The following is a 10367-nucleotide window of genomic DNA, read 5'->3' on the forward strand; positions in this document are numbered from 1 at the left end:
CGAGCGCGTCACCAGCTTAAGGTGACGCGCAAACCTTGTGGCTGAGCATGGCTGAATGCGATGCGAATGCCGTGTAGCTGTGCAATGTTCTTCACAATCGATAATCCCAATCCACTGCCCGTTTGCGTCTGCCCCGGTGGTCGCCAGAAACGTTCCCCTAAACGAGCAAGCTGTTCATTGCTCACGCCCGCCCCGTTATCCTCAAGAACAATATTCCGCGCATTTAACGTGAACTGAATCTGACTGCCCGGTGGCGCATAGCGCAGCGCGTTATCCAGTAGATTGCGCATCAACAAACTCAGCAGCAGAGGATGACCGTTCATCACCGGTTCGGCCTGCGCATGCATTTGCAGATCCATGTTCTGTGCCTCTGCCTGCGGGAAATGTTCCACCAGCAGATTTTGCAGCAGCGGTGCCAGTGGCACTGGCTGGAATTCGCTGCGTAGATCGTCCGCTTCCACCCTTGAGAGCGTTAAGAGTTGATCCACCAGCCGTGTGGCGCGCTGGATCCCGCTATCAAGCTGCTGTAATGCCCGATTGCGCATCGCTTCGTCATCTTCAGCCAGCTGAATCACTTCACTTTGTACGCGTAAGGCAGCTAACGGACTGCGCAGCTCGTGGGCGGCATCAGAGGTAAAGCGGCGTTCGCGCTGCACCAGTTGTGCCATACGGCTAAACAGCCCGTTTAATGCCGACACTAACGGCTTCACCTCCTTGGGCAAGCGCGTTTCATCGAGCGGTGTGGCGTCATCGGGTGCGCGCGACTGGAGTGATGCCGTCAGGCGTTTCAATGGGCGCAATTCGAACCACACCAATGCCAGCAGCATCAGCAGCATAAAAGGCATGGCGTAAAGCCACGGCATCAAACTCGCCAGTGCCAAATCGCGCGTTATGTCGTCGCGGTATTCCCACTCCTGACCCACCACCACACGGTACTGTTTATCCGCAGAAGTCAGCCACAGCAGCCGCCAGCTGTCATCGTCACCGCGCAGGCGACCATCGCGAAAGCCATCACGCTTATCGTCAAACTGCATATCTCGCCCGTTCTCGCCATCATTGAGTAATGGCTGGCCGTCCGCACGAAAAATGGCAAAGGCCAGTGCATCATCATCCTGATCGCCACGATGATGGCGCAAAATGGATTTGGTTTTTGGTAGAGAAGCGGCGTGCAAGCTGGTGGGATCGAGCGATAACAGGCGTTTGGCGAACAGCATTTGCTGAGTATCGAACAGCTCATTAACAGTATCACGGGTTTGTTGCCAGGCGCTGTAGCTGGCCACCCCGCCGCATAGGGCAATCAGCAGCACGAAGCCGATGGCGAGTCGCAGAAACAGGCTCATTCAGCCGCACCCAGGGTGTAACCCACGCCATGCACGGTGCGAATAAACGTCGTGCCGAGCTTTTTTCGCAGATGATGAATATGGACTTCCACCGCATTGCTGGTGACATCGTCATCCCAGTTATAGAGTTTTTCCTCCAACTGGCTGCGGGTTAACACTCGGCCGGGATTACGCAGAAACAGTTCCAGCAGCGCCAGTTCACGACTTTTTAAACTGATGGCTTCACCGTTAATCCAGACGTTGTGGCTGCCGGGCGACATCACCACTTTGCCGTGTTTTAGCTCGGGCTGCAGTTGTCCATGACGACGGCGAATCAGTGCCTGTAAGCGTGCCGCCACTTCGCTAAGGGCAAAAGGTTTACAGAGATAGTCATCAGCGCCCAGCTGTAACCCTTGCACACGTTGATCGAGCGCATCCCGTGCGGTGAGGATCAACACCGGCACGTCCGCTCCCTGCTCACGCCATTGGCGCAGGATCTCCAGTCCATCGCGCTCGGGCAATGAAAGATCCAGTACCACGGCATCCCATGGCGCAGCTGACAGGGCCTGGAATCCCGCTTCACCTGACATGAACCAGTCAACGCTGAAGCCGAGTTTCGTCAGCCCCACTTTCAGGCCGTCGCCAATTAGCGAGTCGTCCTCAATCAACAAAATGCGCATGCGATTCTCCTTATGTGCAGCGCTCGTTATACGAAGCCAACATTCGCTTGTACAGCGTCAATCGCCGCATTTTGGCTATTTTTTATGTTTTTTTACCCCTTAAGATCCTGTTAAGAACCCTGTGCTGTAATAGCTCCGTATCCCACACATTCATGGAACAGAGGTGAAGAATGAAAAAGAGTGCAGCGCTAATCGCAATTGTGATGTTGGCATCGACGCCAGTTCTGGCCGCGCAACAAGGTGGTTTTGTTGACCCGAGTGCGCCAAAGCCCCAGGTTCACGCAGGTGGCTTCCAGGCTGATAACACCAGCGTCGTCACCGTGAAACAGGCCGAAGAGATGAAAGACGATAGCTGGATCACCGTGCGCGGCTATCTTGATAAGCAAATTGGTGATGAGGACTATCTGTTCCGCGACAGCAGCGGCAACATGAAAGTGGAAATCGACCATAAGCGCTGGCATGGACAGACCATCACGCCGAAGGATCAGGTTGAACTGACCGGCGAGCTGGATAAGGACTTTAATTCCATTGAGTTGGACGTTAAACAGGTTCGCAAGCTGCCATAAAGCCTTTCAGAGCCGTTCAGGCGGCTCACATTCCCCGCCAAACTCAAATTTCCCCCGGTTCAAGCGAAACGTTTCGATGGCGATCACACTTCCGTGATGATGCCATTGAGTTGCCGCACACATTTAATACACTCCTGGTCAGCGAAACGTTTCGCTGTGGAGTGGAAGAAATGAAAAAAGGTCGCTTGTTAAACGCTGAACTCTCTCATGTTATTGCCCGCCTGGGGCACACCGACACGCTGACGATTGCTGATGCAGGCTTGCCGATTCCGGCCGGTCCACAGCGTATCGATCTGGCGTTGACGCCGGGAACGCCCGAATTTCTACAGGTGGTTGATGTTGTCACTCAGGAGATGCAAGTCGAAAGCGCCCTGATGGCGGAGGAGATTAAGCAGAACAATCCGCAGCTTCACAGCGCACTGCTCGCCGTGCTCGATGCCTTGCAACGGCACCAGGGGAATGTCATCACCATCAGTTACACCAGCCATGAACAGTTCAAACAAGAAACGCAGCGTAGTCAGGCGGTCATTCGCAGCGGAGAGTGTTCTCCGTATGCGAATGTCATCCTGAGCGCTGGCGTAACCTTCTGAGGTCGTTATGCAACCGTTATTGCAACTCAAAGGGATTGAAAAGTCGTTTCCTGGCGTGAAAGCGCTGAATGGCGCATCGCTTGCCGTTTATCCAGGCCGCGTGATGGCGCTGGTGGGCGAAAACGGCGCGGGTAAATCCACCATGATGAAAGTGCTGACTGGCATTTACAGCATGGATGCCGGCTCGCTGCAGTGGCTGGGCAAGGATGTGGCTTTTTCTGGACCTAAAGCGTCGCAGGAAGCGGGCATTGGTATTATCCATCAGGAACTTAACCTGATTCCTCAATTGACCGTCGCGGAGAATATTTTCCTCGGTCGTGAATTTGTTAACCGTTTTGGCCGCATCGAATGGAATCGGATGTACGCCGAGGCGGATGCTCTATTGCATCGCCTGAACCTGCGCTTCAACAGCCATAAGCTGGTGGGCGACTTGTCGATTGGCGATCAACAGATGGTTGAGATCGCCAAAGTGCTCAGCTTCGAGTCGCAGGTCATCATTATGGATGAACCGACCGATGCACTGACCGATACCGAAACCCTGTCGCTGTTCCGCGTGATCAATGAACTGAAAGCGCAGGGCTGCGGCATTGTTTATATCTCGCACCGCATGAAGGAGATCTTCGAGATTTGCGATGACGTCACCGTATTCCGTGACGGGCAGTTTATTGCCGAACGCGCGGTGAGCGATCTCAGCGAAGAGAGCCTGATCGAGATGATGGTCGGCCGTAAGCTGGAGGATCAATATCCGCACCTCGATCAAGCGCCGGGCGACATTCGTTTAACCGTTGAAAATCTCAGCGGACCGGGCGTGGATAACGTCAGCTTTAACCTGCGCAAAGGGGAAATCCTCGGCATTTCCGGTTTGATGGGCGCGGGACGCACGGAACTGATGAAAGTGCTGTACGGCGCACTGCCGCGTAGCAACGGCAAAGTCATGCTCAACGGCCGCGAAATTATCACCCGCTCACCTCAGGATGGTTTGGCTAACGGCATCGTCTATATCTCGGAAGACCGCAAGCGCGATGGCCTGGTGCTCGGCATGTCGGTGAAAGAGAACATGTCATTGACCGCGCTGCGCTATTTCAGCCATGCCACCGGTAATCTCAAACACAGTGAAGAACAGCTGGCGGTGGGTGACTTCATCCGTTTGTTCAACGTCAAAACCCCGTCAATGGAGCAGCCGATTGGCTTGCTGTCGGGTGGCAATCAGCAAAAAGTGGCGATTGCGCGCGGATTAATGACGCGTCCAAATGTGTTGATTTTGGATGAGCCGACGCGCGGCGTGGACGTGGGTGCGAAAAAAGAGATTTATCAGTTAATTAACCAGTTTAAAGCCGAAGGGCTGAGCATCATTTTGGTGTCGTCGGAAATGCCGGAAGTGCTGGGCATGAGCGATCGCATCCTGGTGATGCACGAAGGCCATCTGAGTGGCGAATTTTCCCGTGAGCAGGCTACCCAGGAATCCCTGATGGCGGCAGCAGTCGGTAAGCAACACAGCGAGGAGTTAGTTGTATGAGCACCCAAACCTTACCCGCCAGCCGTCGCTGGTTTAGCAAAGCCTGGCTGCTGGAGCAGAAATCGCTGATTGCGTTGATCGTGCTGATTGCCGTGGTGGCGAGCCAAAGCCCGAACTTCTTTACCGTTGCCAACATGTTCAACATCCTGCAGCAGACCTCAGTCAACGCCATTATGGCCGTCGGCATGACGCTGGTGATTCTGACGTCGGGCATTGATTTGTCAGTGGGATCGCTGCTGGCGCTCACTGGTGCGGTCGCCGCCTCGATTGTCGGACTGGAAGTGAATGCGTTGGTGGCGGTAGCGGCTTCACTGGCATTAGGCGCGGTCATTGGCGGTATCACCGGCGTGATTGTGGCGCGCGGCAAAGTGCAGGCCTTTATCGCCACGCTGGTGATGATGCTGCTGCTGCGCGGCGTGACCATGGTGTACACCAACGGTAGCCCGATCAACACCGGTTTCAGTGATAACGCCGATCTGTTCGGCTGGTTCGGCATTGGCCGTCCGCTGGGTATCCCAACGCCGGTCTGGCTGATGGTGGTGGTGTTTGCGCTGGCGTGGTACATGCTGCATCACACCCGCCTTGGTCGTTACATCTATGCGCTGGGCGGCAACGAAGCGGCTACGCGACTGTCAGGCATCAACGTTAATCGCGTCAAAATCATCGTCTATTCACTGTGTGGTCTGCTGGCGGCGCTGGCGGGCACCATCGAAGTGGCGCGTCTTTCTTCTGCCCAACCGACGGCAGGCACCGGATATGAACTGGATGCCATCGCGGCGGTGGTATTAGGCGGCACCAGCCTGGCGGGCGGCAAAGGTCGCATTATGGGCACGCTGATTGGTGCATTGATCCTTGGTTTCCTGAACAACGGCCTGAATCTGATGGGTGTTTCTTCTTACTACCAAATGATTGTTAAAGCCGTTGTCATTCTGCTGGCGGTGCTGGTGGATAACAAAAGCAGTAAGTAACTCTGACCCTCACACAGGACACTATAAATGAAAAAGTTAACTGCATTGGCCGTCATCCTTGGCGCCACCCTCAGTGCTGGCGCGATGGCAAAGGACACGATTGCGCTGGTTGTATCGACGCTGAATAATCCGTTCTTTGTGTCTCTGAAAGATGGCGCACAGAAAGAAGCCGACAAACTGGGTTATAACCTGGTGGTATTGGATTCACAGAACAACCCGGCGAAAGAGCTGGCAAACGTGCAGGATCTGACCGTGCGCGGCACCAAGCTGATGCTGATCAACCCAACGGACTCTGATGCCGTGGGTAACGCTGTGAAGATGGCCAACCAGGCCAACATTCCGGTGATCACGCTGGACCGCATGGCGGCACAGGGCACCGTGGTCAGCCACGTCGCCTCTGACAACCGTTTCGGCGGCAAAATGGCCGGTGACTTCATCGCGAAGAAACTGGGCGATGGCGCAAAAATTATCGAACTGCAGGGCATTGCCGGTACTTCTGCGGCGCGCGAGCGTGGCGAAGGCTTCAAACAGGCTGCTGATGCACATAAATTTAATATCCTGGCGAGCCAGCCTGCAGATTTCGACCGTACTAAAGGTCTGAACGTGATGCAGAACCTGCTGCAGGCGCATCCGGATGTGCAGGCGGTATTCGCGCAGAATGACGAAATGGCGCTGGGTGCACTGCGTGCGCTGCAAACTGCGGGTAAAACCGATGTGCTGGTGGTCGGTTTCGACGGCACCGCTGACGGTGTGAAAGCGGTAGAAGCCGGTAAGCTGACGGCTACCGTCGCGCAGATGCCCGATAAGATTGGCGTGATTGGTGTTGATATTGCAGATAAAGTGCTGAAAGGCGAAAAAGTGCAGGCAGTAAACCCGGTTGACCTGAAGCTGGTAACCAAATAAAAAACAAAGAAAAGCATGGCAACGCGCCACCTTACCGGTGGCGCAACTTCCTGGATCAAACCCTATGAACACAAGCGCAAAACTGGCGGTACTCGGCAGCATCAATGCCGATCACATCCTGAACCTCACCCACTTTCCACGTCCGGGTGAAACGGTGATCGGAAAACAGTATCAGATTGCTTTTGGTGGCAAAGGGGCTAACCAGGCTGTAGCGGCCGGGCGTGCCGGTGCGGATATCGCGTTTATCGCCTGTGTCGGTGCAGATGACATCGGTGAACGCATCCGCCAGCAGCTGCAGCAGGACCGTATTGATACTGCTCCGGTAGAAACCGTGGCAGAAGAAGCCACCGGTGTGGCGATGATCTTCGTGAATGGCGAAGGTGAAAATAATATCGGCATCTATTCCGGTGCTAACGCGGCGCTGACGCCAGCCTGTGTTGATCGCCATCAGCAGGTGATTGTCGATGCAGAGGCTTTGTTAATGCAACTGGAGTCGCCGCTGGAAAGCGTGTTGGCGGCAGCGAAGATTGCGCGTGCCAATGCCACGCAAGTGATTCTCAATCCAGCACCTGCCACTCATCTGTCTGACGAGTTGCTGGCACTGATTGATATCATCACACCGAACGAAACCGAGGCTGAAATTCTGACTGGGATCGCGGTGAAGAATGATGAGGATGCCGCTCGTGCCGCACAGGCGTTGCATGATAAAGGTATCTCAATCGTATTGATCACCTTAGGTCGTCGTGGCGTGTGGTTGAGCGAGCAAGGTAAAGGCGTGCGTATTCCCGGTTTCAGCGTGCAGGCTATCGACACCATCGCTGCGGGTGATACCTTTAATGGTGCCTTTATTACTGCGCGTCTGGAAGGTGTGGCGATGCATGATGCGGTGCGTTTTGCCCATGCTGCTGCCGCGATTGCGGTGACGCGTCCGGGTGCGCAACCCTCAGTGCCGTGGCGCACTGAGATCGATAACTTCCTGCAGCAACAGGGTTAAGCCTTTGCCGACCATGAAAGATGTCGCCCGCCTGGCGGGCGTCTCCACCTCCACCGTTTCTCACGTCATCAATAACAATCGTTTTGTTAGCGAACAGGTGCGGGAAAAAGTGGAACAGGCGATCCGCGAGCTGAACTACGCGCCTTCTGCATTGGCGCGCAGTCTGAAGATCAATCAGACGCGTACTATCGGCATGCTACTGACAGCCAGCAGTAACCCGTTCTATTCAGAAGTGGTGCGCGGCGTAGAAAATAGCTGCTACGAGCGCGGTTACAGTTTGATTCTGTGTAATACCGAAGGCGATGAAGAGCGCATGAATCGCAGCCTGGAAACGCTGATGCAAAAGCGTGTCGATGGCTTGCTGATGATGTGCACTGAAACGCATCTTCCCTCTGCTGAGATCCTTAATCGCTATCCATCCGTACCCATGGTGATGATGGACTGGGCGCCGTTTGAAGGGCGTGGCGACATAATTCAGGATAACGCGCTGTTGGGCGGTGAGCTGGCGACGCAGCATCTGATCGATCGTGGGTACACTCGTATCGCCTGCATTGCCGGGCCACAGGATAAAACCCCGGCGCGTTTGCGTCTGGAAGGTTTCCATAAAGCGATGACCAGCAGTGGATTACCGGTGTTGCCGGGTTATGTGGTTGACGGTGATTTCGAATTTCAGGGCGGCTTCAACGCGATGAACCAATTGCTAACGTTAGAGTTGCTGCCTGAAGCGGTTTTCACCAGTAACGATGCGATGGCTGTGGGTGTTTATCACGCACTCTTCCAGGCCGGCTTGCGCGTGCCGCAAGATATCGCGGTGATGGGCTATGACAATATAGAACTGGCTCGTTATCTCACGCCACCACTCACTACCATCCATCAGCCCAAGGATGAACTGGGTGAACTGGCAATTGATACACTCATCCACCGTATGCGCGATCCCGACGCCAGTCAGCAAACGCTGGTACTGACGCCGGAGCTGGTGGAACGCGGTTCGGTTTAAGCGGTTTTCTTCTTTTTCTCGCGATTGGCGATCAGATTGCGACCATCACCCGGACGCAGCATCAGGAAGGCAAACGCGGAGAATACGGTGATCACGCCCATCGTCAGGAAGGTGGCGTGGAATTGCTGTACGGTGCTGCTCTCGAAATCCTGATAGAAACGCAGCACCGCCGCGCTGACGGCCACGCCAAAGCTGATCGATACTTGCTGTGTTACTGCCAGCACGCTGTTTCCGCCACTGGCGTTCTCATCATTTAAATCGGCCAGCGTGATGGTGTTCATCGCGGTGAACTGTGTCGACATCGCCATGCCCAATACAAATAGCGCGGCTAATAACATCAATACGCTTTCACCCGGTGTTTGCAGCGAGAAGCTGGCGACCAGAATACCGATGATGATGGTGATACCCACTAGCGTTTTGCGATAACCGAAGCGACGAAGCACCTGTGTCACGGTTGATTTGGCCAGTAGCGAGCCAATCGCCGTCGGTCCCATCATGCATCCGGCAATCAATGCGGGATAGCCGAAGCCTACCTGTAACATCAATGGCATCAGGAACGGAATACAGCCGGTACCCAGACGTGCCGCGATGTTACCGATGATGCCAACCGAGAAGGTGCGGGTTTTAAACATCGGTAAGCTGATCAGCGGTGCGGGATGGCGGCGTGCATGCACTATATATAGAAGCAATAACGCGACACCGGCTAACAGCACCAGCACAGCCTGCCACGGAGACACAATGCGCTCGCCAAACAGTTCGATGCCTACTGAGATCAGCACCAGACCCAAACCAAACAATATAAAGCCGCCAAAATCAAAGCGACGTTTGGGCGTAGTGAAATCCGGCATAAATTTACGTGCATAGAAGATGCCCGCGATGCCAATCGGGATGTTGATGAGGAATATCCAGTGCCAGCTGGCGTAGGTGACCAATAAGCCGCCAAGCATCGGACCCAGAATCGGTCCGACTAATCCCGGCATGGTCACGAAATTGAGTACCGGCAGCAATTCACTGCGTGGATAAGCGCGTAATAGCGCCAGTCGCGCGACCGGCATCATCATCGCACCGCCGACGCCCTGAATAATGCGCGAGACAACCAGCATACTTAGTGAGCCAGACAGCGCACACGCCAATGAACCCAGCGTAAACAGAGATACGGCAATAATGAAGACTTTGCGCGTACCAAAACGATCGGCCAGCCAGCCACTGACCGGGATCAGCATCGCTACGGTAAGCGTATAGCTGATAACAGCAGATTGCATGGCGAGGGGGGAACGTTCAAGGCTGGTGGCGATAGCAGGGAGCGCAGTATTGAGGATGGTGGCATCGAGGGCTTGCATGAAAAACGCCATTGCGGCGATCCAGGGCAAGCCGGCCATACTGCGCGCGGAGCGAATCATTGAAAGTCCTTCTTTAATAATTGTTCAATCAGCAACAAAGAAAGCGGCGTTTGGCTAACAGAATAGCATTGGTATTTGAGTGCGTGACGCTGATTTGTGCCGCTCAATGGGCGCATTTGGCTGATTATTGATCGAGAAATGTCTGTTTTTAGCCTGTTCGGTTAAAAAAGTAGCGCTCAGTCAAATTTTTGCAATAAACCCTTGTCAGCCAGAATCAACTCCCTATAATGCGCATCCACTGAGACGGCAAAGCGGCAACGCAGACGACTCAGCAGGGAGTGAAGTGATTCACCCCGCCGGAGAAAAGCGCTGAAAAAAGTGTTTGACTCTGAAGGAGGAAAGCGTAATATACGCCCCTCGCAACAGCAGCCCAAGGCGCTGATTGCACCGCTCTTTAACAATTTATCAGACAATCTGTGTGGGCACTCGCAGGA

General features: G+C 54.5%; 10 protein-coding genes. 7 read left to right on the forward strand and 3 right to left on the reverse strand.

What is annotated here, in order from left to right; genetic code table 11:
• Positions 1 to 8 precede the first annotated feature (8 nt).
• Both qseC and qseB read right to left on the reverse strand, forming a co-directional pair.
• A complete protein-coding gene (gene qseC, locus LBW88_RS19340) occupies positions 9 to 1340 on the reverse strand; it encodes a quorum sensing histidine kinase QseC (RefSeq protein ID WP_224933627.1) in 1332 nt (443 codons plus the stop codon).
• Positions 1337 to 1999, reverse strand: a complete 663-nt coding sequence (gene qseB, locus LBW88_RS19345; protein ID WP_224933626.1) for a quorum sensing response regulator transcription factor QseB — start codon at positions 1997 to 1999, stop codon at positions 1337 to 1339. Before qseB ends, qseC begins: the two co-directional genes overlap by 4 nt.
• A 170-nt stretch (positions 2000 to 2169) precedes the next feature.
• On the opposite strand from qseB, the gene LBW88_RS19350 reads away from it, so the two are divergent.
• The 7 genes from LBW88_RS19350 to rbsR all read left to right on the forward strand — a co-directional run bounded on the left by LBW88_RS19350 (position 2170) and on the right by rbsR (position 8533).
• A complete protein-coding gene (locus LBW88_RS19350) occupies positions 2170 to 2565 on the forward strand; it encodes a YgiW/YdeI family stress tolerance OB fold protein (protein WP_224933625.1) in 396 nt (131 codons plus the stop codon).
• Positions 2566 to 2735: 170 nt separating this feature from the next.
• Positions 2736 to 3155: a D-ribose pyranase gene (gene rbsD, locus LBW88_RS19355; protein WP_224933624.1), complete on the forward strand. Its 420-nt coding sequence runs from the start codon at positions 2736 to 2738 to the stop codon at positions 3153 to 3155.
• A 7-nt stretch (positions 3156 to 3162) separates the two neighbouring features.
• Positions 3163 to 4671, forward strand: a complete 1509-nt coding sequence (gene rbsA, locus LBW88_RS19360; RefSeq protein ID WP_224933623.1) for a ribose ABC transporter ATP-binding protein RbsA — start codon at positions 3163 to 3165, stop codon at positions 4669 to 4671.
• Entirely contained in the window at positions 4668 to 5639 is a 972-nt protein-coding gene (rbsC, locus tag LBW88_RS19365) for a ribose ABC transporter permease (RefSeq protein ID WP_224933622.1), read from the forward strand. Before rbsA ends, rbsC begins: the two co-directional genes overlap by 4 nt.
• A 27-nt stretch (positions 5640 to 5666) precedes the next feature.
• Positions 5667 to 6542, forward strand: a complete 876-nt coding sequence (gene rbsB / locus LBW88_RS19370) for a ribose ABC transporter substrate-binding protein RbsB (protein WP_084932739.1) — start codon at positions 5667 to 5669, stop codon at positions 6540 to 6542.
• Between the two features lie 64 nt (positions 6543 to 6606).
• Entirely contained in the window at positions 6607 to 7536 is a 930-nt protein-coding gene (gene rbsK, locus LBW88_RS19375; RefSeq protein ID WP_224933621.1) for a ribokinase, read from the forward strand.
• Positions 7537 to 7549: 13 nt separating this feature from the next.
• The gene (gene rbsR, locus LBW88_RS19380; protein WP_224933823.1) at positions 7550 to 8533 is read left to right on the forward strand and encodes a ribose operon transcriptional repressor RbsR; all 984 of its coding nucleotides are present in this window, start codon (positions 7550 to 7552) and stop codon (positions 8531 to 8533) included.
• On the opposite strand, the gene mdtD is transcribed toward rbsR, so the two are convergent.
• Entirely contained in the window at positions 8530 to 9933 is a 1404-nt protein-coding gene (gene mdtD / locus LBW88_RS19385) for a multidrug transporter subunit MdtD (RefSeq protein WP_224933620.1), read from the reverse strand. The genes rbsR and mdtD overlap by 4 nt on opposite strands.
• Positions 9934 to 10367 lie beyond the last annotated feature (434 nt).

It is taken from the genome of Pantoea sp. alder81, assembly GCF_020179835.1.
GTDB lineage: Bacteria > Pseudomonadota > Gammaproteobacteria > Enterobacterales > Enterobacteriaceae > Pantoea.

What these genes read in the sequence shown, in the direction of transcription:
- qseC (WP_224933627.1), bottom strand. Translation starts at nt 1,340, where the DNA reads ATGAGCCTGTTTCTGCGACTCGCCATCGGCTTCGTGCTGCTGATTGCC.
- qseB (WP_224933626.1), bottom strand. Translation starts at nt 1,999, where the DNA reads ATGCGCATTTTGTTGATTGAGGACGACTCGCTAATTGGCGACGGCCTG.
- LBW88_RS19350 (WP_224933625.1), top strand. Translation starts at nt 2,170, where the DNA reads ATGAAAAAGAGTGCAGCGCTAATCGCAATTGTGATGTTGGCATCGACG.
- rbsD (WP_224933624.1), top strand. Translation starts at nt 2,736, where the DNA reads ATGAAAAAAGGTCGCTTGTTAAACGCTGAACTCTCTCATGTTATTGCC.
- rbsA (WP_224933623.1), top strand. Translation starts at nt 3,163, where the DNA reads ATGCAACCGTTATTGCAACTCAAAGGGATTGAAAAGTCGTTTCCTGGC.
- rbsC (WP_224933622.1), top strand. Translation starts at nt 4,668, where the DNA reads ATGAGCACCCAAACCTTACCCGCCAGCCGTCGCTGGTTTAGCAAAGCC.
- rbsB (WP_084932739.1), top strand. Translation starts at nt 5,667, where the DNA reads ATGAAAAAGTTAACTGCATTGGCCGTCATCCTTGGCGCCACCCTCAGT.
- rbsK (WP_224933621.1), top strand. Translation starts at nt 6,607, where the DNA reads ATGAACACAAGCGCAAAACTGGCGGTACTCGGCAGCATCAATGCCGAT.
- rbsR (WP_224933823.1), top strand. Translation starts at nt 7,550, where the DNA reads ATGAAAGATGTCGCCCGCCTGGCGGGCGTCTCCACCTCCACCGTTTCT.
- mdtD (WP_224933620.1), bottom strand. Translation starts at nt 9,933, where the DNA reads ATGATTCGCTCCGCGCGCAGTATGGCCGGCTTGCCCTGGATCGCCGCA.